This window comes from Variovorax sp. LjRoot290, from assembly GCF_964253985.1.
In the GTDB taxonomy this organism is placed as follows: Bacteria; Pseudomonadota; Gammaproteobacteria; order Burkholderiales; family Burkholderiaceae_C; genus Variovorax.
Genome location: NZ_CAXURW020000002.1, coordinates 26128 through 46933, shown reverse-complemented (window position 1 = coordinate 46933; position 20806 = coordinate 26128). Strand labels below are relative to the sequence as shown.

At 65.3% G+C, this 20806-nt stretch carries 26 protein-coding genes and 1 pseudogene; 13 read left to right on the top strand and 14 right to left on the bottom strand.

Going from position 1 to position 20806, the window contains the following annotated elements; all coding sequences use genetic code 11:
* Positions 1-5 precede the first annotated feature (5 nt).
* From ACSQ9A_RS29105 to ACSQ9A_RS29080, 6 genes are all read left to right on the top strand, one after another.
* Positions 6-473, top strand: a complete 468-nt coding sequence (locus tag ACSQ9A_RS29105; protein WP_093110357.1) for an RrF2 family transcriptional regulator — start codon at positions 6-8, stop codon at positions 471-473.
* Positions 470-847, top strand: a complete 378-nt coding sequence (locus ACSQ9A_RS29100; protein ID WP_436306425.1) for a metal-sulfur cluster assembly factor — start codon at positions 470-472, stop codon at positions 845-847. Before ACSQ9A_RS29105 ends, ACSQ9A_RS29100 begins: the two co-directional genes overlap by 4 nt.
* Positions 841-1998, top strand: a complete 1158-nt coding sequence (locus ACSQ9A_RS29095; protein ID WP_436306424.1) for a hypothetical protein — start codon at positions 841-843, stop codon at positions 1996-1998. The genes ACSQ9A_RS29100 and ACSQ9A_RS29095 overlap by 7 nt, the downstream gene beginning before the upstream one ends.
* On the top strand, positions 1998-3197 hold the full coding sequence (locus ACSQ9A_RS29090) for an NnrS family protein (RefSeq protein ID WP_436306423.1): 1200 nt from the start codon (positions 1998-2000) through the stop codon (positions 3195-3197). Before ACSQ9A_RS29095 ends, ACSQ9A_RS29090 begins: the two co-directional genes overlap by 1 nt.
* 45 nt (positions 3198-3242) lie before the next feature.
* Positions 3243-3497, top strand: coding sequence for a hypothetical protein (locus ACSQ9A_RS29085; protein ID WP_436306422.1), 255 nt, complete (start codon positions 3243-3245; stop codon positions 3495-3497).
* A gap of 289 nt (positions 3498-3786) precedes the next feature.
* Positions 3787-4113 (top strand): hypothetical protein, encoded by a 327-nt coding sequence (locus ACSQ9A_RS29080; RefSeq protein WP_436306421.1) that lies wholly within the window; start codon positions 3787-3789, stop codon positions 4111-4113.
* Here ACSQ9A_RS29080 and ACSQ9A_RS29075 read toward each other — a convergent pair.
* From ACSQ9A_RS29075 to ACSQ9A_RS29065, 3 genes are all read right to left on the bottom strand, one after another.
* Positions 4097-5599, bottom strand: a complete 1503-nt coding sequence (locus ACSQ9A_RS29075; RefSeq protein ID WP_436306420.1) for a sialidase family protein — start codon at positions 5597-5599, stop codon at positions 4097-4099. The genes ACSQ9A_RS29080 and ACSQ9A_RS29075 overlap by 17 nt on opposite strands.
* 368 nt (positions 5600-5967) lie before the next feature.
* Positions 5968-6441, bottom strand: a complete 474-nt coding sequence (locus ACSQ9A_RS29070) for a hypothetical protein (RefSeq protein ID WP_436306419.1) — start codon at positions 6439-6441, stop codon at positions 5968-5970.
* A gap of 53 nt (positions 6442-6494) precedes the next feature.
* Positions 6495-6860, bottom strand: a complete 366-nt coding sequence (locus ACSQ9A_RS29065; protein ID WP_093110364.1) for a hypothetical protein — start codon at positions 6858-6860, stop codon at positions 6495-6497.
* Positions 6861-7122: 262 nt separating this feature from the next.
* On the opposite strand from ACSQ9A_RS29065, the pseudogene ACSQ9A_RS29060 reads away from it, so the two are divergent.
* The 4 genes and pseudogenes from ACSQ9A_RS29060 to ubiM all read left to right on the top strand — a co-directional run.
* Positions 7123-7221 (top strand): annotated as a pseudogene (locus tag ACSQ9A_RS29060) (IS6 family transposase); the annotation flags it as partial.
* Positions 7222-7635: 414 nt separating this feature from the next.
* Entirely contained in the window at positions 7636-8385 is a 750-nt protein-coding gene (locus ACSQ9A_RS29055) for a hypothetical protein (protein WP_436306418.1), read from the top strand.
* Between the two features lie 181 nt (positions 8386-8566).
* Entirely contained in the window at positions 8567-8923 is a 357-nt protein-coding gene (locus tag ACSQ9A_RS29050; protein ID WP_139191759.1) for a TraR/DksA family transcriptional regulator, read from the top strand.
* A 168-nt stretch (positions 8924-9091) separates the two neighbouring features.
* Positions 9092-10312, top strand: a complete 1221-nt coding sequence (gene ubiM / locus ACSQ9A_RS29045) for a 5-demethoxyubiquinol-8 5-hydroxylase UbiM (protein ID WP_436306417.1) — start codon at positions 9092-9094, stop codon at positions 10310-10312.
* A gap of 3 nt (positions 10313-10315) precedes the next feature.
* Here ubiM and ACSQ9A_RS29040 read toward each other — a convergent pair whose 3' ends face one another.
* The 8 genes from ACSQ9A_RS29040 to ACSQ9A_RS29005 all read right to left on the bottom strand — a co-directional run bounded on the left by ACSQ9A_RS29040 (position 10316) and on the right by ACSQ9A_RS29005 (position 16560).
* The gene (locus ACSQ9A_RS29040; protein WP_436306416.1) at positions 10316-10792 is read right to left on the bottom strand and encodes a bacteriohemerythrin; all 477 of its coding nucleotides are present in this window, start codon (positions 10790-10792) and stop codon (positions 10316-10318) included.
* A 30-nt stretch (positions 10793-10822) separates the two neighbouring features.
* On the bottom strand, positions 10823-11698 hold the full coding sequence (locus tag ACSQ9A_RS29035; protein WP_436306415.1) for a YitT family protein: 876 nt from the start codon (positions 11696-11698) through the stop codon (positions 10823-10825).
* A 180-nt stretch (positions 11699-11878) separates the two neighbouring features.
* The gene (locus ACSQ9A_RS29030) at positions 11879-12421 is read right to left on the bottom strand and encodes a hemerythrin domain-containing protein (protein ID WP_436306414.1); all 543 of its coding nucleotides are present in this window, start codon (positions 12419-12421) and stop codon (positions 11879-11881) included.
* Positions 12422-12601: 180 nt separating this feature from the next.
* A complete protein-coding gene (locus ACSQ9A_RS29025; RefSeq protein ID WP_436307722.1) occupies positions 12602-14743 on the bottom strand; it encodes a copper-transporting P-type ATPase in 2142 nt (713 codons plus the stop codon).
* 185 nt (positions 14744-14928) lie between these two features.
* Positions 14929-15225: a hypothetical protein gene (locus ACSQ9A_RS29020; RefSeq protein ID WP_436306413.1), complete on the bottom strand. Its 297-nt coding sequence runs from the start codon at positions 15223-15225 to the stop codon at positions 14929-14931.
* On the bottom strand, positions 15218-15871 hold the full coding sequence (locus tag ACSQ9A_RS29015; RefSeq protein ID WP_436294623.1) for a methyltransferase family protein: 654 nt from the start codon (positions 15869-15871) through the stop codon (positions 15218-15220). Before ACSQ9A_RS29015 ends, ACSQ9A_RS29020 begins: the two co-directional genes overlap by 8 nt.
* Entirely contained in the window at positions 15852-16103 is a 252-nt protein-coding gene (locus tag ACSQ9A_RS29010; protein WP_436306412.1) for a DUF2933 domain-containing protein, read from the bottom strand. Before ACSQ9A_RS29010 ends, ACSQ9A_RS29015 begins: the two co-directional genes overlap by 20 nt.
* A gap of 25 nt (positions 16104-16128) precedes the next feature.
* Positions 16129-16560, bottom strand: a complete 432-nt coding sequence (locus tag ACSQ9A_RS29005; RefSeq protein ID WP_436306411.1) for a hypothetical protein — start codon at positions 16558-16560, stop codon at positions 16129-16131.
* On the opposite strand from ACSQ9A_RS29005, the gene ACSQ9A_RS29000 reads away from it, so the two are divergent.
* Both ACSQ9A_RS29000 and ACSQ9A_RS28995 read left to right on the top strand, forming a co-directional pair.
* Positions 16541-16720 (top strand): hypothetical protein, encoded by a 180-nt coding sequence (locus ACSQ9A_RS29000; RefSeq protein WP_436306410.1) that lies wholly within the window; start codon positions 16541-16543, stop codon positions 16718-16720. The two genes, ACSQ9A_RS29005 and ACSQ9A_RS29000, sit on opposite strands and share 20 nt — an antisense overlap.
* A gap of 21 nt (positions 16721-16741) precedes the next feature.
* Positions 16742-17527 carry a YoaK family protein gene (locus tag ACSQ9A_RS28995; RefSeq protein ID WP_436306409.1) on the top strand — a complete coding sequence of 262 codons (786 nt, stop codon included), beginning with the start codon at positions 16742-16744 and terminating at the stop codon, positions 17525-17527.
* Positions 17528-17763: 236 nt separating this feature from the next.
* Here the strand turns inward: ACSQ9A_RS28995 and ACSQ9A_RS28990 are convergent, their stop codons facing one another.
* Positions 17764-18348 carry a hemerythrin domain-containing protein gene (locus tag ACSQ9A_RS28990; RefSeq protein WP_436306408.1) on the bottom strand — a complete coding sequence of 195 codons (585 nt, stop codon included), beginning with the start codon at positions 18346-18348 and terminating at the stop codon, positions 17764-17766.
* Positions 18349-18446: 98 nt separating this feature from the next.
* On the opposite strand from ACSQ9A_RS28990, the gene ACSQ9A_RS28985 reads away from it, so the two are divergent.
* A complete protein-coding gene (locus ACSQ9A_RS28985) occupies positions 18447-18926 on the top strand; it encodes an NUDIX domain-containing protein (protein WP_436307721.1) in 480 nt (159 codons plus the stop codon).
* Here the strand turns inward: ACSQ9A_RS28985 and ACSQ9A_RS28980 are convergent.
* Together ACSQ9A_RS28980 and ACSQ9A_RS28975 are read right to left on the bottom strand one after the other, a co-directional pair.
* Complete coding sequence (locus tag ACSQ9A_RS28980) at positions 18916-20310, bottom strand: trypsin-like peptidase domain-containing protein (protein ID WP_436306407.1); 1395 nt, start codon at positions 20308-20310, stop codon at positions 18916-18918. The two genes, ACSQ9A_RS28985 and ACSQ9A_RS28980, sit on opposite strands and share 11 nt — an antisense overlap.
* A gap of 1 nt (position 20311) precedes the next feature.
* Positions 20312-20734 carry a universal stress protein gene (locus tag ACSQ9A_RS28975; RefSeq protein WP_436306406.1) on the bottom strand — a complete coding sequence of 141 codons (423 nt, stop codon included), beginning with the start codon at positions 20732-20734 and terminating at the stop codon, positions 20312-20314.
* Positions 20735-20806: the final 72 nt, after the last annotated feature.

Below are 20806 nucleotides of genomic sequence, written 5' to 3'. Positions count from 1 at the left end.
AGATCATGAAGCTCACCGCCTTCACCGACTACAGCCTGCGGGTGCTGATCTACCTGGCCGCGCAGCCGGAGCGACGCGCCACCATCGCCGAGATCGCCTCCTCTTTCGCGGTGTCGGAGCATCACTTGACCAAGGTGGTCCATTTCCTGGGCAAGCACGGGTGGCTCGCCAACGTCCGCGGCAAGGGAGGCGGTCTGTCGCTCGCGAAGGCGCCCGACTCGATCAATATCGGCGACGTTGTGCGTCACACCGAAGGCAACGCGATCGTGGAATGTTTCGGGGAAGGCGGTGGCGAATGTCGGATCACCGGCCTGTGCCGTCTGCGCGGCGTGCTGGATGAGGCCGTGGCGGCGTTTCATGCGGTGCTGCATCGATACACGCTGGCGGACCTGGTTCACAACCGGGAGGCGCTTTCCGCAATATTCTTTGTCGATCAAGCCCCAGTGCGTCGCGCTGCCAAGGGGGCGGCATGACCTCCTCCTCTCGTCGCGCTCGTACACCAGAGCAGGCAACTCTCGAGGCGGCTTCCATTCCCTACGACGGGCCGGAGGCCTTGCGCCAGCCGATCGCCGACGCGCTGTCACGCGTCGTCGATCCGGAAGTCTCGATGAACATCGTCGATGTCGGCCTCATCTACGGCGTCACCGTAGACAGCACAACCGCGCACGTGCTGATCACGATGACTTCAGCCGCCTGCCCGGTGATCGACCTCATCATCGAGGATGCAGAGCTCGAGCTGGACAAGGTCCTCCCGGCCGATCTCAGGATCTGCATCGAACTGGTGTGGGAGCCGCCTTGGACCCCAGACCGCATGAGCGCCAACGCCAGACGGTTCATGGGATGGTGAACGCCGAACGTCCTGCCGTCCGAGCCCGCCGCTGGGCACCGGCATCCCGCACATGGATCTTCGCGCGCGTGGTGTTCGGTGCGCTGGTGACCGTCTCCTTGGTGGCAGGTGTCGCGGGCGGACTTTGGCGGCTCGGCGTCGCGGTGCCGGATCCGCTTTCCTTCGCCTGGACCGGCCAGGTGCTGCTGGTGCATGCGGCCCTCATGATCTGCGGCTTTCTGGGCACGGTCATCGGCATCGAACGCGCAGTGGCCGTCAAGCATCGTGCGGCTTTCCTCGCGCCGCTCGCGTCGGGCTCCGGCGCGCTGTGCCTGGTCCTTGGGCAGCAGGCCGCCGGCGCGTGGCTCGGCGTGGCGGCGGCGGTGTCCTTCCTTGCGGTCAACGCGGTCGTCGTGCGGCGCCAACACGCGGCCCACACCCTTCTGTTGCTGGTCGGCGCGGCCGCATGGGTGACAGGCAACGTTCTGTTCGCGCTGGGACATGGCGGCAATACAGTTTTTCCCTGGTGGTTTGCCTTTCTCGTCATGACGATCGCCGCCGAACGCCTGGAGATGACGCGGCTCATGCGCCGACGCCCGAGCGCCAGCGTCACGCTGCATGTCGTGCTGTCGCTGCTGCTGGCGGGCGCCGCATGGTCGGGCGTGGCGCCGCGCGCCGGTGGGCTGGTCTACGGCACGGCGCTCGTGCTGCTCGCCGCGTGGCTGGTGACCTTCGATGTCGCGCGACGCACGGTGTTCGCGCACGGCATTAGCCGCTACATGGCGGTCTGTCTCCTGGGCGGCTACGCCTGGCTCGGGGTCGCCGGCGTGGCGTGGGCCACGACGGCGCTCGGATGGGCCACCCGCGACGCAGCGCTGCACGCGTTGGGACTCGGCTTCGTCGTCAGCATGATGATGGGGCACGCGCCGGTCGTGCTGCCGGCGATCGCACGGGTCAAGCTGCAGTTCGGCGCCTTCTTCTATCTGCCGCTGGCTGCCCTGCACCTGTCGCTCCTGATGCGGCTCGTCCTGGGGACCTTCAGCGAACCGCTGCGCGCTGCCGGCGCCTCATTCAACGCAGCGACGATCGGCTTCTTTGCCGCCACCGTGGCCGGCGCGGCCGTGGCGTGGCGACTCCAACACGGCGCCGCCGGCGCCAGAAAGACCCAGTAATGGCGCCCTTCACCGCCGTCAAACGCGCGCAACCACCCGCGGCCCAAGAAGGGCCCGGCTTTGCCCTGTGGCAACTCGGCTTCCGACCGTTCTATCTGCTCGCGAGCGCCTTCGCCGCGCTGTCCGTCGGCCTGTGGGCGATGCAGTTCGCCGGCTGGCTGCCGGGGGCCTACCTCCAGGGCCCGCTGTGGCATGCACACGAAATGCTGTTCGGCTTCGCCCTCGCCGTGATCGTCGGCTTCCTCTTCACCGCGGGGCGCAACTGGTCGGGCCAGCCGACGCCCGTGGGACCGCCGCTGGCCGCCCTGGCGGCGCTGTGGGTGGCAGGGCGCGTCCTCGTTCTCACGCCCTTCGCCTGGACGGCCGCCGTCGTCAACGCGGCGTTTCCGCTGGCGTGCGCGGTGGCGCTGGCCATCCCTCTCGTGACTGCACGCAACCGCCGCAACTACTTCTTCATTGGATTGCTGCTGGTGCTGTCGGGCGCTGCATTCGCCTTCCATCTCTCGGCCCTCGGCGTGATCCAGACGCCGACATGGATCGGCATCCAGTTGGCCCTGGATGTCCTGCTGTTCATCATGGCGGTCATGGGCGGCCGGGTGATCCCGATGTTCACCAACAACGGCATTTCCGGCGCCAATGCGACGCGACACCCCCTGATCGAGAAGGTGGCGCTGGGCTCTCTGATCGCGCTGCCGATCAGCGACGCAATGGGCCTGCCGTCGCTTGTCGTGGCAGCCATCGCCGTGCCGGCGGCGCTCGTGCATCTCGTGCGTTGGCTGCTCTGGCGGCCCTGGAAAACGCTGAACAACACACTCGTTCTCGTGCTGCACCTGGCCTACGCGTGGATTCCCGTGCACCTCGCGTTGCGGGTGTTGGCATTGCATGGCTGGGTGTCGCCGTCGCTGGCTACCCACGCGCTGACCGTCGGCGCGGCCGGGGGGCTCATCATCGGGATGATGGTCCGCACGGCGCGAGGTCACACCGCTCGAATCCTGCGCGCCGACCAGGTCGATACCGCCTGCTTCGTGCTGGTGCTGCTCGCCGCGCTCGTGCGGATTTTCGTGCCGCTCGTCGCACCGTCCCAAACCCTCGCCGCCGTGCTTGTTTCCGGCGCCTTCTGGACATTGGGCTTCGGCTTGTATGCCGTGCGCTACTGGGCCGTGCTGACCCGCCCCCGCCTGGACGGCAAGCCTGGCTGAGCTCGCCGACCTCCATACGCATTCGCGCCACCCAACGCCTGCATCATGTCAAAGCTTCGCATATTCATGGCCGAGGACAGCGCAGCGGCCCGTGTCCGCCTCACGGAAGACCTCAGCCACTGCGCTGACCTCGCCATCGTGGGATGCGCCGACACCGAGCTCGGCGCTCTGACCTGGCTGGTCGAGCACCCGCACGGCTGGGACCTGGCGATCGTCGATCTGGCCTCGCCAGTGTCGTTCCGCACCTGTCGATCGGCGCCGAGGACGCAAACCCCGAGGCGTTGCGCATCAAGGACTTAGGCGCAGATCTGCCAAGCTACTTTGAACCCGCTGCGCAACACAGCTTGAATCTTCGGGCGGGTTTTTCACCCATCTTTGAATTTTCCGTGTCGCGCGAGCCGGTCACGAACTGACGGCGGCCGGGCGCGAACAGCCGGTTGGGGCCCTCTGCCGTCTTACGAGCTGCCGCCTTGAACTACCGCTTCGCAGCGACGGCTGCCGTTCGCCGCCGCGCCTCGAACTCACCATCCCGGCCATCAAGAGACATCCGTGTGCTCCGAAGGCGCCGCAGGCAACGACCGCTGCCCGAGTGCAGCAGACATACGTCGACGTAGGGCGTGGGAATTTCTCCAGGGCGGACCTGCATCGTGGGCCGTGGGCGACAACACGAAAGCTGGTCGATCGTCAGCTCTGCAGCCCTGCAACGGATGCCATCCGCGCGCTCAACGCAGAGGCCCTCATCGACACCCAGCTCGGCCTGTTCAGCGCCGCGAAGGGTCTGTGCGCGCAGATCGTCCATCTCGAGCGCGCCGCGATGCTTGCGCCCGATCCACGACTCGGGTCCGCCGCCGCGACGCCCAATCGCAAGCACCGCCGGAACCGCTCGCACACGGCCATCGTCAGGGCTGCCGGATGAAAACGATGCTCTGGCGGTCGTGGCTGTCGACGAACACGCCATTGTTGTTCTGCGGGAAGACGACCGGCAGACCTAGGTTGTTGGCAACGGTGAAGGCGGCGACGAAATCGGTGCCGACGGTCGAAAGCCCGACGTAGTCGCCGGGGAAGAAGCCGCGCTGACCGGTGATCACCATCTGCCGCATGTCGAACGATTGCGGCGTGAGCCGCCGCTCGCCGAGGTAGTTCAGGTCGGCGTCGAACAGCGACAACCACACGTCTGTGCTCAACCCCGGGTCGCCGAGCACGTCGTTGCGCCAGTCGTAGAAGAGCACGCCGACCCGGCCTTGCGCATTGACCGCAACGATCGGCAGGAACGCCTGCACGCCGGCGGCCGTCCCCTGGTTGACGCGCACCGGCGTCGACCACGTGGCGCCGCCGTCGCTCGAGCGCGCGACTACGATGCCGGCGCCGCCTTGGGTGTTGGCGTTGCCATCCTGCCACGTCATGTAGATCTGACCGGTCGCGCGGTTGACCGCGATGATCGGCAACTCCTGCGCATCGCGAATCGGGATGCCGAGTTCCGGGTCGACCGCGGTGACGCTCGCAAACGAGGCGACGCGCGCGTCGACGCGCGTCCAATGCTTCCCCTGGTCGACCGAGCGAAGGATCGACTGCTCGAACGTGACGCGACCCGCAGCCCGGTCGAAGAGGATGCGGAAGAACGCGTTGACCAGCGTGCGGTTCGGCAGCACGACGATCTGCGCGCCTTGGCGAAACACGGCCTGCTCAGCAGGCGCCGCGTTGCCCATCGTGGCGATCGGGATCGCCGGCGACCACGTCTGCCCGCCGTCGGTCGAGCGCGCGAACACGAGCGACACGACCCCGGTGCGGAACAGCGTCCACGTCGCGTATACGAGTCGCGAATCGAACGGATCGGCGGTGAGCGTGTTCTTGTCGTTGAACAATGAGCGCCCGCGATCCTGCGCCGGGTTGCGCGCGATGACGACGGGCGGCGACCACGTCGCGCCGCCGTCGGTCGAACGGGCGACGACCATCGCGTTCTCGTTGACCGACGTCTTCTCGACCAGCGCCATGTAGTGCGCGGTGCCGTTCGGGCTGAAGCTGATCCACGGATCGCTGCCGCGTTCATAATCGCCGGCCGAGCCGGGCATCGCGCCGGAGCAGCGCGTGAACGGAATGACCACCTGCTGCCAGGTCGCCCCGCCATTGAACGTATACGCGGCGCCGAGGCTTTGTGCGCCGCCCGTGCTCCAGCGGTCCTGGTGCCAGCCGGCGATCATGTTGCTCGGATTGGTCGGGTTGACCGCGAGGTGGGGTTCAGTCTCGCTGTTGCGATAGACGACGCCGAGCTGCGGCGCGCCGTTGCACGCGGTGACGGCGAGCGGGTCGTTCGGGTTTCCGCCGTCGGGGTTGAGGCTCAAACCGCTGATCAGCACCTGCGCGCGCGCCGCATCGGGCGCGCCAGCGAGCACTAGGCCCAGCACCGCCGCGCCGAGGAACGCCGATCCGCGCGTAAGCCGTGGAAGCTGTGACATGCCTTCCTCCTGCTGTATCGAAGGAGGCCACATCGTGCGCTCGCCTCGAAAGCCATGTCAAGGCATCGTGCTGCGTGGGCGCGCGTGGAGCCAACGGCGTGCCCCCTGCGGAAACCGGGTGGCAATGGCCGGTCTCGAAAATGTCAAGCGGGCGTTCGACTCGAAATTTGCTAACAGCAGCAATGGGTCGAGAGCGGCGTTGAGCGACTGCTTTTTGGCATCAACATTGAATGGCTGGTGATGGCCAGGTGATGGCCGCATTCTGCCGAAGAGCTTTCTGCCAGCCAGCCAGCCATGCGCGCTGCCGGCATGTGCATCTATCGAAGTCTGGAGCCGCCCGGGTTTACTGCTTCCTCATCTCGCCTACTTGGGTAATACGGCTTCTTCTCGTCCAATTGGTAGAACAGCAAGCCATGAATTTCCATGGCTTGTGCTTTGACTACACGCCGTGTCCATAGCGCTTTGAACGCGCTGTTGAGCGTTGCTTCATCAAGCCTGCGTTCGTAGACCTCATCGATGAACGCGACGTCCTGTCCAGCCGGGAAAATGAGCGAGAACTCCTCGTCAGTCGCGGCAAGGATGTCATAGACGCAATTCACGGCGCCGTCGATGACCTGGATATTCTTCATTGCAAGCTCATGGTGAAGGTTGCCGGCGGAGGTCCGCTGGGCCGCATCCTGCCGCATCCTCGACGGCGCCGGCGGGCCTAACCGGCTGTTTGCGGCCTGACCGTCGGAGCGCAGCGGGTTCAAAGTGACCTGGTAGATCTGCTCCAAGTCCTTGATGCGCACGCCTCGGGGTTGCGTCCTCGGCGCCGATCGACAGCGACCCACGACGCTTCAGGTTAGCAGGCGAGCGGGTCTTGTTCGGCGTACTCCCGGTCGAGCAGGCAGCCGGTCGCCTTGAACCAGCAGATCGAGTCGTGCGCGGCGACGACCGCCAGCTTAATCTGCTCGGACGCACCCGGGTCGGCCAAAGCCGCCCACTTGGCGCTATCGGCCGCCTGCTCAAGCTCGAATACGGCCTCGCGTTGGCCGGGGGCAGGGGCGCCTTCCACCGCGGGCCGCGTTTTCGCGAACTTCCGCCGAAACTCCGCAACGACCGCCACGAGAACTGGGCATGCTATGCCGTCAGCCGCCAGCGCGGCTTCAGCCGCGGTCAATCGGCTGTCGAGCTGGAAGCAGACCTGTTTCGAAATCGTTGTCGTCATGATGCTCTCCCAGTCAGGCCGGCCGCCCCCTGAAAAACACCCCTACGGCCTTCCTGCGCGGTTCTCCCGCCGCCACGTGCTCTCGGCCGGGCGCTGTGCCGGGAACGGTGCGTGCGTTTTGGCTGTAGGCTTATAAATTGTAGTCAGGCAGCTCGACCCCGCAAGGAGCAGGCCGCCGCGCTGCTGGTCTGCATCACCCCACTGCCGGCCGAGGCCAGGCCCGCGACCACCCGGTGCAAATCGCCCCTGCGGTGGCGAGTCGATGGCGCAGCGGTTGCAGAGCATGGACGAACTGTTCAAAGGCCAGCCCTGGTACCTGCGGTTCAAGCTGAGCTTTCGCGACTTGGTGGAGATGATGGCCGCCGACCCGCACGAGCGGCGGACGTCGCGTGCTCTTTATGTCGGGCGACGATGCGCCGGCTGCGGGTCTTCCCATATTCGCAGTGCGTAGCTCATTCGGCTCCGAAGGGTAATTCTTCGACAGCAGAGCGTCGTCGAGGGGCGGAGGTTGGAGCCCGAGACGAGGGTCCGCTCATGGCCCTTTGCACTCGCTCAGCCGTCCTGAAAGTGCTTGATCCGGTGTGGTGCTTGGGCCCGCGCGCCACGGGATCTTCACGCGGCGCGCCACCGAACATTCGAACATTCCCGTGTCGCGCCTGCGGACCTTCGTGTATGCGGGCCGTCCAACGGCCATGTACGGCGGCTTAGGGCCCCAAAGAAGGTCGGCAGGGTCAAGCGCTGCCAGAATCGTGCAGGATGTATCCGAGACGGCAACATGGGCGCAGCACTTTACGAGCCGATCAATGTGTACAAGCCTGTGGCGGCAAACATCGGAGTTGTCGACGGGCCCTTTGAATACCTGACCGTGGCTGGCGTCAGGCTGCCGCTACCGTTCACCACCCGCATGACGGTGGTGCGCCTCTCGAACGGCGATCTTTTCCTTCACTCGCCGACGAAGTTCGATCGCAAGCTTGCAGACGAGCTTGAGCACCTCGGGACTGTCCGGTATCTGATCTCCCCCAACCAGTTCCACTATGCCAACATTGGGGAGTGGTTGAACGCCTTTCCGGATGCCGTCGCATGGGCGTCGCCGGGCGTACGCAGAAGGAGCAGAGCGCGGCGCGTGGAGATCCGTTTCGGGAGAGACCTCGATCTGGACCCGCCGGGCGAATGGCGGAACGAACTGGACCAAACGCTGTTTCCGGGTGGCTACTTCAAGGAATTCATCTTCTTCCACCGGGAATCAGAATCTCTCATCGTGACGGACGCCATCATCAACATCGAGTTGGACAAGATGGACGAGCCTTGGCGAACGTTGACGAGGATGAGCGGGATGTACTACCCACGCGGGCAGGTGTTCTTCGGGATGCGCCTGCCGCTGTTGTTGCAGCGGAAAAAGGCAGCTGCGGCCATCGCGAAACTTCACGCATGGCGGCCTCGCCGCATCTTGCTCAGTCATGGGCGCTGCTTCGACGCGGATGCAGACGCGGTTATCCGCCGGATTTTCGGAAAGCTTGGGAGGTGAGAATCCGAGGGCTGCTCCTGGGCCAACGGCTGTCACACGCCGTCAGGCCAGATACGGACAAGGTCGCCCGCTGGCAGCTGCGCGGAGTTTTGGGGCGACGCGGAATTTGACGCGGATCAAATCCCGGGCGAATGGACATCCGGATACTGGCGGCCAGTCAACCTCATCCCGAGCCGCCAGCATGAACCACATGAAGCCGGAAGATCTGCAGTCCTTCATCGAGCGTCTGGACATCCTGAAGCGGTGGGCGCTCAGCGAACGCGCCCAGCTGCACGACGGCCGCGCCGAGCATGCGCCCGACGCGCAGGCTTCCGAGCCCTGCCCTTCGTCGGCTGGGGAAGTCGGCAATGTCACGGCCTTCGCTGCCGTCAAGGTTCGTCGGCCGACGCTGCAGGATATCGAACAGGCACTCCAACGCATCTCCCTGGGCCTCTACGCGCTTTGCCTCGATTGCGAGCGTGTCATCGCGCGCGAACGCATGCTGATCGAACCGGCGGCCATCCGGTGCCACGCCTGTCAGTTCAGGCTGGCCCGCTGAACGCTGGAGCATTGCAGCCAAACTCGCCCTCGCCCACGGCGCTCGACCTGAAGCGCCGCGTGTTGAACTTTCGGGCGCCAAGGCCCGTTTCGCCAACCCTTGACCTCCGTCAAGGTGAGCGCTGCTGCGCCGCCCACAATCCGGCTCCTCATCCACGGAGGAAACTGAATGCAGCAGGATCGTGACGTCCTCATCGTCGGCGCCGGTCCGACCGGGCTGGCTTTGGCCATTGCCCTGGCCGACGCCGGCTTCACCGCTACCGTGCTGGACGCCCAGCCGCGCGAGGCCCTGGCCGCCCCGGCCGAGGACGGACGCGACATCGCGCTGACCCACGCCAGCGTGGCCACGTTGCGCGCACTGGGACTTTGGCAGCGCCTCTTGCCCGAAGAAATCGGGCGCATCCGGGAAGCGCGCGTCATGGATGGCGATCGGCAGCGCTCGGCGCTGTCCTTCAACGCGCACGGCCACGGCGCCGACGCTCTGGGCTGGATCGTGCCGAACCATGCACTGCGCCGCGTCAGTTTTGCAGCTGCGGCACAGCGCCCGGGACTGCGTCTGATGGATAGCGCGCAGGCGCTGCGCATCGGCACCTTGTCCACGCACGCGGAACTTGAGTTCGGCACCTCACCGTGCGCGCCGCACCATCTGCGCGGCCGCCTGCTCGTCGCGGCGGACAGCCGATTCTCCTGGTCCCGCCGGCAGCTCGGCATCGCGGCCGACATGCATGACTTCGGCCGCACCATGATCGTGTGCCGGATGCAGCACGACCTGCCACATGACGACGTCGCGTATGAGTGCTTCGGCTACGAACGCACGCTCGCGGTGCTGCCCGCTGCGGGCCATGTCTCGTCGGTCGTGGTGACCACCGACGCCGCCGCGGCGGCGCAGCTGTTGGCATTGCCCGAACGTGCGTTCGCGACCCTGGTGGAGCGCCAGTTCCGCGGCCGGCTGGGCCGCATGCAACTGCTCGGGCGGCGCTTCGCCTACCCGCTCGTTGCCGCGTATGCCCGCCGCTTTGCGGCCCTGCGCAGCGCGCTGGTCGGCGACGCGGCCGTCGGCATGCATCCGGTCACGGCCCACGGCTACAACCTAGGCTTGCAAAGCATCACCTCTCTCACACACGCACTCTGCGCAGCCCGCGCCGCCAACCAGGACATCGGCGCCGCCGCGGTTCTGGCGGGCTACGAACGCAGGCATCGTCGCGATTCGGCCCTGATCTACCACGGCACGAATGCCGTGGCGAAGCTCTATGCCAGCACCGGCGCACCGCAGCGCTTCGCACGTCAGCTGATCCTTCGCGCGGCCCAGCATCTGCCACCGCTGAAGGCGGCGATCACTGCGCGCCTCACAGGCCAGGGCGGCCTGCAGTTGCCCGGAGCGGCTCCCTAGCGCTCAATGCGTCGCACCGTGCTCCACGGCGGCACGCAGCGCGGACCACACGGGAAGCGAGGCCTGCGCCGGCACGTCGGCGGGCGCGGGTTCGAATCGTGCGCTGCGCAAGTGGAGGGCCAGCGCGGCGTCCATTGTCTGCACATGCTTGACATACCAGTCTCTCAACTGATGCGCCATCTCCCGCACCTGCAGCAGCCTTCCTTCCTCGGCCTGCAACGCACCTTCGCGCATGACCCCCAGCACCACGCGGTGCTGGATCGCGTGCTCCTTGCGCGATGCGTAACCGGTCGTTCGCATCCAGATGTCTTCGCGCGCAAAATTCTCGGCGGCGCACTCCACCAGGTCGCGCCAGGCCGATGGCAGCTGCGCGTTGTCAGCCTTGTCAACCAGCGCCAAGAGCCCGAAGAACTCCTTGCACGCCTGGTCCATGAAGGGCAAGTCGAGCGAGAGTGCGTCGGATCGATCCAGGGCAGCCATGTGATCTCCTTTGATACTGAAGACACAAGGCTACCGGCGCCTGGCGAGTGGCCCCTTGATGTGGCTCAACGACTGATCAATCGATTCGCCCACATCACCTGCAGCACCTCTCAGCGACCTCCGTACTCGTGGGCTGGCGCCTTGGTAGGGCCGGTTGCCCGAGCCGGGCCGCGAGTCCTGCGCCAAGTGATGGCGTATGCCGGTCCCGGACGCATCACCGACGGCGTGAGCCTTGTCCGCATGAGCCTGGCCGAACGGCGCTTCGCGTGGCGCGGGTGAGCTCCGTGGCGGCAGACCTTGTTCGCCCGGTCGATGATTCCACACCAAAACCAGATTCACCATCACTGCCGACACGATGGAATAGACGACACGGCTCGGTTCAACGAGAGCGAATGCCGCCGCAACGATCGCGGCATCACACACCATTTGCACCGTGCCCGCGCGCCATCCACGCCGCCGCTGCAGAAACAGTGCCAGCACGCCAAATCCACCCAGGCTGGCACCATGACGGAACAGCACCAGCAAACCGACACCGATCAGCAAACCACCGACGATCGCTGCGAACAGCGGGTGCGCCGAGTGCACGCTGAGAGCCCTGCCCATTCCTTCGACGCCGAGCGACAAACCGGCGACGACGATGATGGTTTTCCAGGTGAATCGCGCTCCGAATACGCGCCAGGCGAATGCGATGAACGGCAGGTTCACGATGAGCAAGGTCCAGCCGAGAGGCCAGCTTGTCGCATAGCTCATCAGGAAGGCCAGACCAGGAATGCCGCCGGTCAACAGTTGGGCGCTGCGAAGCATGGCCAGCCCCAGGGCGACCAACAGTATCGCGGTCGCGAAACCCTGCGCGTCGTTCAGCAGCGGGTGTGGCCTTGCGACGTGGACTCGCGTGCTTTGATCCATGAAGCAGTGTCCCCCGTGCGGTGAATACTGACCTTGCGCCAGGACAAGGTCTTGCGCTGCTGCGGCCGTTCCGGGCGTCGCCGCCGATCGCCCCCTGTGCTCGAAGACAGAGGCTTCGGGCTTTGCGAGCGACGCTGTTCGGGTGCCCGAGGGAGCTTTGCCGCCGGATCGAGGCGCCGGTTATCTTGCCGCCAGCAACTCGCGCAGCCTCCCATAGGTCGGACTCGGCGCTTCTCCGAACAATGGATCCGAACCGGATGGAACCGCCCCGGCGACGATCTCCCAGTCCTGCGCTGTGAGCAAAAGCGCCGCGCGCGGCAAGATGTCCCTTTCTTCGGTGGCAAGGTGGTGCCGGTAGTAAACCAAGTAGAGTGCTGCCGCCGCTTCTACGGTCTCGCGCAGGATCAGAGCATCGGCGACGACCTCCTGCAGTCGCGTCACAAGCTCTTCGCCGGCAGCGGCGATTGCGCGATGCTCCTGCAGCAGGCGATTGATTGGGAGGCGCAACGACGGATCGCGCATGACCAGGCTCGCGAATGCGGCGTCCTCGCGCGGATGGTGAAAGCGGTCCCCAAACTCCCGCAGATACGAGACGATCTCGAGCATGAGGTCGACATCCGGATCTTCGCCTTCGTGAAACCTGGTGACCTGCTCTTCAAACACATCGAGGAGCCGGGAGAAGTTGACATGCTCGGCATGCCATAGCGCGAGCCGGTTGGCCATACTGAACCTCCGAAATCCGGTGGAACCCAGGGGCAGTCTAGCCAGCCCGGCGCCGAACTCCATGATCTGCGTCAGGCAAACTGCTTGACACTTGGGAGATTCGGCCTCTCGCCGTCCCCTTGCGGCGTGCCATGAGGCGGCACGGTTCATGAGCAAGGTTGGCCCAGTTCGCTCACTTCGTCATCGGTCGCCCTTTCCGGCTCGCAGTCTCAGCGAGTTGGCGATGACGCTGACCGATGACAGTGCCATCGCCGCCGCCGCCACGACCGGCGACAACAGCAGGCCGAAGAACGGATACAGAACACCGGCGGCGATCGGGATGCCGGCGACGTTGTAGGCGAATGACAAGAAGAGGTTCTGGCGGATGTTTCTCATCGTCGCCTTCGAAAGCAGGCGAGCCCGAACGATGCCCATCAAGTCGCCTTTCAGCAGCGTGACGCCGGCACTTTCCATTGCCACGTCGGTGCCGGTCCCCATCGCGATGCCTACGTCCGCTGCGGCCAGGGCGGGCGCGTCGTTGACCCCGTCCCCCGCCATCGCGACCACCCTGCCCTGCGCCTTCAGCCGCTGGACAACGGATGCCTTGTCCTCGGGGAACACCTCCGAGATGACCTCGTCGATACCCAACTCCCGCCCCACAGCCTCCGCCGTCGTCTTGCCATCGCCGGTCAGCATGACGATACGGACGCCGGCATCGCGCAGGGCCTTGAGAGCCTGCGGGGTTGTGGCCTTGATGGGGTCGGCGATGGCGACGAAACCGGCAAGACGACCATCGAGTCCCACGAAGATGACCGTCGCCGACCTCGAACGCTGGGACTCTGCCTGCGCGGCCAGCGCGGCCACATCGATGCCCTGCTCCGCGAGGAACTTGGCGCTCCCGCAAACCACGCGTGAACCGTCAACGACACCGACCACGCCCTTGCCGACGGGCGAGTCGAAGTCGCTGACGGACGACAGCGTCAGCTTGCGGTCCCGCGCCTCGGCCACGATGGCGGCGGCCAGCGGATGTTCGCTCGCACGCTCGACGCTGGCGAGCTTCTGCATCACCGCAGCCGCATCGAACCCGGCGGCCGGCGCGACCTGGACTACCTTCGGACTACCTTCGGTCAAGGTACCGGTCTTGTCGACCACCAGCGTGTCGACCTTCTCCATGCGCTCCAGCGCCTCGGCATCGCGGATGAGCACGCCCTGTTGCGCGCCGCGGCCCACGCCCACCATGATGGACATTGGCGTCGCCAGCCCCAGCGCACACGGACAGGCAATGATGAGCACCGCAACCGCCGCGATGAGCGCGTAGGAGAAGGCTGGGCTAGGACCCCAGACGAGCCAGGCGACAAACGTCAGCACAGCGACCGCCATCACCGCCGGCACGAACGCCCCTGCCACCTGGTCGGCCATGCGCTGGATCGGCGCGCGGCTTCTTTGCGCGGCAGCCACCATTTGGACGATCTGCGAGAGCAACGTATCGACGCCCACCTTCTGCGCGCGCATGACGAAGCCGCCGGTCTGGTTGAGCGTTCCCGCGGTGACCTTGGAGCCAGGCGCTTTTGCGACCGGCATCGGCTCTCCGGTGATCATCGACTCGTCGACCGTGCCCCGGCCCTGCGTCAACTCGCCGTCGACCGGCACCTTCTCGCCCGGGTGAACGCGCAGCAGCTCACCGACCTGGACGATGTCGAGCTGAACCGTCTCGTCGGACCCATCCGGCTTCACCCGAATGGCCGTCTTGGGTGCGAGTTCGAGCAGGGCGCGAATGGCGCCCGAGGTCTTCTCGCGAGCGCGCAGCTCCAGGACCTGCCCCAGCAACACCAGCACTGTAATCACCGCCGCGGCCTCGAAGTAGATGGCCACCGCACCATCTGGCAGGCGGAACTGCGAAGGATACAGCTGGGGCGCGAGCGTGCCTGCGATGCTGTAGACCCAGGCCACGCCGGTCCCGAGCGCGATCAGGGTGAACATGTTCAGACTCTGGTTCTTGACGGAGAGCCACGCTCGCACGAAGAACGGCCAACCGGCCCATAGCACCACGGGCGTTCCGAACACAAGCTGCGCCCAGTTCGAGGCCTGCTGTCCGATCAGGTGATGGATATCGACCAAGTGCGCGCCCATCTCCAGCACAAACACCGGAAGGGTGAGCACCAGGCCACCCCAGAAGCGACGCGTCATGTCCCTCAACTCGGGGCTATCGCCCGTCTGGGACGTGGCCATCACCGGCTCGAGCGCCATGCCGCAGATGGGACAGTTCCCCGGCCCCATCTGGCGCACCTGCGGATGCATGGGACACGTGTACTCGACGTCCTTGGCGTTCGCCTTTGGCGTCATCGTCGACGGAGAAGACGCTCGGCCTGGCTGCACCCCGTGGTCGCGATGGCCCTGATGCGTCGCGTGGTGGTGCGCGTGAAGGTCGGCTGAGGTGTCGGAGGTCGATGGCATGTTCTTTCCCGCGAAATTGATGCAGTCTGTGCCTTCCCACGGGGGGAAGGTCAAGCCGCCCCTCGGTGCTTGCTTCAGCCCGAAGACGGGGCAACGAGCAGGTAAGCCACCGATCCGAGAGTTGCCAGCAAGCCGGCCCAGCATGCCCAGAACACGGCGAGCTCCCACCACTGCGGTTCGCGCTCGCCGATCTCCAGCCGATGCTTGAGCGTCATACCCGCGCCATGCAGCAGCACGCCGGCGCCGAGCAAGGGCAGCGCGAATCGCTGCATCGGCATCGGCGCGAGCAACCCCAGACCCAGTCCGAGGACGGTGGCGCCGATGCCAGACAGCAGCTCGGCGCTCTTGATGCGAGGCGAAACGCTAGGCATGCCGATGGCGAGCACGCCCCCATGAGGGAAGAAAGCGCGGTGTCACCGCCGCGTATGCCCGCCATGGGTCTCCGAACTCGCGCTCCGAATCGCGCTCTTCGGACATCGCCAGCCGAACGTACATCACGACCAGGACCGGGAACATAGCGAGCGTCAGCACCGTCGGCCACTGAAGCAGAAAGCCGAACATGATGAGAACGAACGCAACGTACTGCGGATGCCGGATGAAGCAATATGGGCCGGCTGTCGCGAGTTCGTGTCGCCGCTGCGCGTAATACAACACCTGCCACGCCTTGGACAACAGCGCGAAGCCGGCGAAGATGGCAACGAAGCTCAGGATATGCAACACGCCGCTGTGCGGATTGCCGTGCTGGCCAGTGAACAGCCACCAGAGGTGTCCTGCCTCGTGCCCGAACAGGTTGACATTGGGGAACTTGGCGCCGAGCCAGCCGGACAACAGGAAAATCGTCAGCGGGAAGCCGTACATCTCCGCAAAGAGCGCCACGATGAAGGCCGAGTACGCACCGAAGCTCCTCCAGTCCCGAAGCGTGGTCGGCTTGAAGAAGCTGTAGGCGAACCCCACGAAGATGAAGGAGTTCAGCAATACCAGGCCCCAGAGGCCGTAGTCATTGTTGGCGCTGTTCATTGTCCGGCTCCCGTGGGCTGCGGCCTCGAGAATGCCCGCCATGACGGTGCCCGTGATGCATGAAGACGTGCATCAACGGACAGGCAAGCACGAGAATCAATGGGAGCACTCCGAGCAAATGTGCCCGGTGCTCGGCGTACAGGAAGAAGCCGCCGACGAGCGCGACGACAAGCAGGGCGATTCCGCCGGGCGAGCGCCAGAATGTCGGCGATTCGTTGTTTCGCGTATCCATCTCCACGCCTCCATGACCGAGGACGCTACCTGGCTGCCGGCGGCTTCGCCGCTTCCCGGTCCATCATCATCTGCATCATCATTTCCATCATGTCCATGCGGCGCTCCATCATGTCTTTCTGCATGGGCGGCTCCGCCGGCATCGAGGACTTGCCACCGTCTTGCCTCGGCATGCCGCTCCTCATCTGGCTCATCATGGTCATGCCGCCCTGCATCGCGCTCATGTGGTCCTTCATCAGCGCCGCACGCTCTGCCGGCGTCTTGGCGGCCTTCATCTTCTGATGCATGTCCTGCATCAGCTTCATTTGCTCGTCAACCTTGGCGGTGTCGGCCTTCGCTGCGGTGCTCGCGGGGTGATGTGCGGCGTGTTCATCCGCCTTTTTGGCTCCCGCCCCTGGGAACGATGAACAACCGGCAAGCGACATCAGCGCTGCGGTGATGAGGATCATCTTCTTCATTTCAGTTCCTTTCGATGCGAATGCAAAATCGGTGGCAATCGCCAAGAGCATGCTCGCTGCAGTTGCTGGCTTCCTTGACGAATATCAATCGCGCGGCCTGATGCAACATCTGTGCGGACCTTCCGTTCGCTACCACCGGGATCTATTGCCGGACGCGTAACATCTGGATTTCGCCATCGAAATGCCCATCAACTACGCCAGGCGCCTTACAGGCCGAAAACGAACCGCGAATGCGAATCGCCACCTGGGATTCGCATTGGCATTCGTGGCCGGGGCCATCAATGCCGGTGGGTTCCTGGCCGTCCAGCAGTACACCTCTCACATGACGGGCATCGTCTCTTCGATGGCCGACAACCTTGTCCTGGGCGTATACGACGTGGTGCTCAGCGGGGCGGGCGGGCTGTTGTCGTTCCTCGCAGGCGCTGCGAGTTCAGCGGTCCTGGTCAACTACGCACGGCGCCGCCGAATGCACAGCGAGTACGCGCTGCCGCTGTTGACGGAGGCCTCTTTGTTGATCTGCTTCGGCGTCCTTGGTGCCCGACTGTCCGATATGCGAGGCCTTTTTGTTCCAGTGACGGTGATGCTTCTCTGTTTCATCATGGGACTGCAGAACGCGGTGATCACCAAGCTGTCGCACGCCGAAATTCGAACCACCCACCTCACCGGCATCGTGACCGACATCGGCATCGAGCTTGGGAAGTTGTTCTATCGAAATGCCGCCGGCCCGCCTTCGCATCTGCGCGTATTGGCCAACCGAGACCGCCTGCGCGTTCTCACGCTTCTCGTTGTTTTCTTCTTTGTTGGCGGTGTGCTTGGCGCTGTCGGCTTCAAGCACGTCGGCTACGTCTCGACCGTGCCTCTCGCCCTGGTACTGCTGGGGCTTGCGATAGTTCCGGCGGCCGACGATCTGACGACTCTTGCGCGTCGCTGGGGCCGCGCGGCCAGGCACTCGCGAAAGAGCAATTGACGCCCTCCTCTCGCGAGAGCCGGTGACTCGTGCAAGACGTCCTGGGTCGCATCGACCTCCCTACTGCACCAGCACCACGTTCGGCAAGGCCACCTGAGGGCTAGGGCAATCAGGGGCACGATCGCCTACCGCCGACACAACGTCCGCGATCGAAATGCGCTCTCCGCCCGAAGCGGTCCAGCCCGCATCGCACCCGGCGACGGACGTCTTCCGGGCGCATTGGCCGAGGGACGACGTCAGCTGGCTGCGCCCAACCCGATCGGCGCAGGCACTGCATTGACAATGCGCGTGAAGAGCGCGCGGTAGTCCGCTTCAGGTTCGCATCCGGTCAATGGATCGCGGTTGATGCTGAACGCCTCGTCGAGGTCTGCCCAATCGTCGTCAGTGAGCACCCGTTCGGCCAACGGCAGGATCTCCCTTTCTTCCATCGCCATGTGAGCAAGATAGAAATCAACATAGCGCTCTGCCGCCTCCTCGAAAGCCTGCCGGCGCGGCTCGCCGATCATCTCGAAGCCGAGCAAGGCGTGTTCGACCTCGCGGATTCTTCGCTCGCCACGCGCATGGTCATCGTCCAGGCGATCGAGCAGTTCGCGCGAAAGCGGTGTCCGCGCACGCAGCTTCGGAAACAGCAACTCCGACTCCTTGCGGTGGTGCCGCTTCTCGGGAAACTCGTCGACGTAGAACAGCATCGCCCGCAGCGCGCCGAAGTCAGGCAGCGTGCCTTGCCGTCGATGCTGCGCCAAGAGCAACAGGACGGAACGCAGCATGGCCGACAGGGCCGAGTGCTCGTCGCGGATGATTCTGGTGGTGGTGTGAGTCATACAAATCCTTGGAAGGCTCTAGACTCCCATAGAGTTCGGGACGCGGCCTTGCTGCAGATCAAATGAAGGTCGCCTCGACCTGCGCAAGGTCCCAGCGCATGGTCCAATGCGCGCAGTTGGCGAAGCGAAGTGCTGGATTGCTCATGTACCGTCGCAATGACGGTGTGCTCGAGGTCCTGCTGGTGCATCCCGGTGGGCCATTCTGGGCGCGGCGCAACGAGGGTGCCTGGTCCTTTCCGAAGGGCGAATACGACAGTGGCGTCGAGACTGCCCTTGACGCCGCCAAACGGGAATTCACCGAGGAGACCGGCTTTACGCCCGGCACGCGCCACGCGAGCCTGGGAGAGGCTCGCCAGCGCAGCGGCAAGCTGGTATCGGCCTGGGCCTTCGAAGGCGATTGCGATCCGCAGGCGCTCGAATCCAACACCTTCGAGCTCGAATGGCCGCCGCGATCAGGCAACTTCAAGAACTTCGCGGAAGCAGACCGGGCTGCTTGGTTCACGATGGCTGCAGCACGCAAAAGCATCCTTTCGGGGCTGGTCGTTTTCATCGACCGGCTCGAAGCGCTCAGCGCGTGAGCCCGATGGGCGGCGTCATCGGCACGAAGGTGGTGATCGAACCGCGCCGGATCAGCAGAGCCACGGTCTCGCCCTGCGGGACCGATTCGAGCGCTCTGTCCAGATCGCTGATCCCGGAGACGCCGACATCGTTGACAGCCAGGATCACGTCGCCGAAGCGAAGACCTGCCCGCTGGGCGGATCCCGAAGTGGATCTCACATAGAGTCCTGGCTCGAGCAGCCCGCCCGTCTGCTTGGCTGTGCGCTCGACCAGGTCGAGTCCCAGGCGCGGCTCGCGTCCGTCCCGGGAGGCGACGCGCTGCGGAAGATCGGGTGCGCTTTGCGCAACGGTGAGCTTTACCGTTAGCGGCGCCTTGCGACGCCAGATGCTCAGCGTGATCGAAGCGCCGGGGCGGGCAGCCGCAACGCGCTGCTGGATTTCCGGGTAGGCCGTCGCCGTGTTGGTGTCGACGCCCAGCACGACGTCACCGCTGCGAAGGCCCGCATTCGCCGCCGGTCCGCCGGCATCGACACGCACGATCAGCGCCCCCAACGCAGCGTCGAGCCCGAACGCGAGCGCAAGATCCGAGGTGAGCGCCTGAGTCCGGGCACCAATCTGCCCGCGCGTCACGCGCCCCGTCGACCGGAGCTCGGCGGCGATCCGCATGGCCGTGTCAATCGGCAGGCTGAACGACACCCCTAGATACCCGCCGCTCGCGGAATAGATCATCGAGTTCATCGCGACGACTTCGCCGCGCTTGTTAAAAAGAGGCCCCCCCGAATTGCCGGGATTGAGCGCGACGTCGGTCTGGATCAGGGGCTCGCCGGTGCCGCCGGGCAGGAAGCGCGGATTGGCGCTCACCAAGCCGGCGGTCACGCTTTGCTCGAATCCGAATGGCGCGCCCAGCGCTGCCACCCATTCTCCGGCGCAGAGGCGCGCGCTGCTGCCGATGGCAGCGACCGGCAGGTTTGTCGCGGCGATCTTCAGGAGCGCTACATCGGTGCGTCGGTCGAGCCCGACGACATCGGCCGGCCAACGACGCTGCCCGCCTACGAGGACCGCTGTCTCCTGGGCCCCGAGCACCACGTGCGCGCTGGTCAGCACGTACCCGTCGGTGCTGACGACAATGCCCGACGCAGAGGCGCGCTCCGATCCCGGTCGGGATCGGGCCAGCATCCCGCTTTCATCGTTGTCGCCCCACTCTGTGCCTGGCCCGATCGCCAGCACGCTCACCACAGCCGGTGCCTGGCGTGCCACCGCTGCCACGAAGTCGACGCCCTGCCTCGGCGCGTCGGACGGGTCAGGACAGGGCCCGTCGCGAGACCATGCATGCGTGGTGCCCAGGAACGCCAGTGCGCCGAGCGTCGCCGCCAGGACGCCGCGCGCGAACGGCTTGCTCAGCATCTCAGCGCACCATCAAGACCGGCACCGTGCATTGCGCCAACACCTTCGTGGCGACGGAGCCCAGCACGAGATTCTTCAACGCGCCGGCACCGTGCGATCCCATGACCAGCAGATCGAACTTTCCCGCTTCCGCGTACGCAGCGATCTCGTCGGCCGGATGGCCCACTTTGTGAACCAAGGCCGCCTCGATACCGTGCTCCGAAAGGAACGCTCGAATCGGCTCAAGCACCAGCCGCGCGTCATCTTCGTAGTAGCCATGAACGAGTTCGGGCCCCGCGAAGGCAGCAGCCCGGTGTGGTACCGGGAGAACCGCATGGAAAACCGTATAGGTGTGACCCGCGCCCAGCCCGTCCTTGTGCGCTGTCAGGTAGGAGAGCATGCGCTTCGTGTAGTCGCTGCCATCCACTGCGAGAAGAATTTTCATGATGTTCCTTCGATCGAAGTCCCGGATGGCCTGATGTTCGTCGCGCGCTCATCGATATCCTTTGCGCCAAAT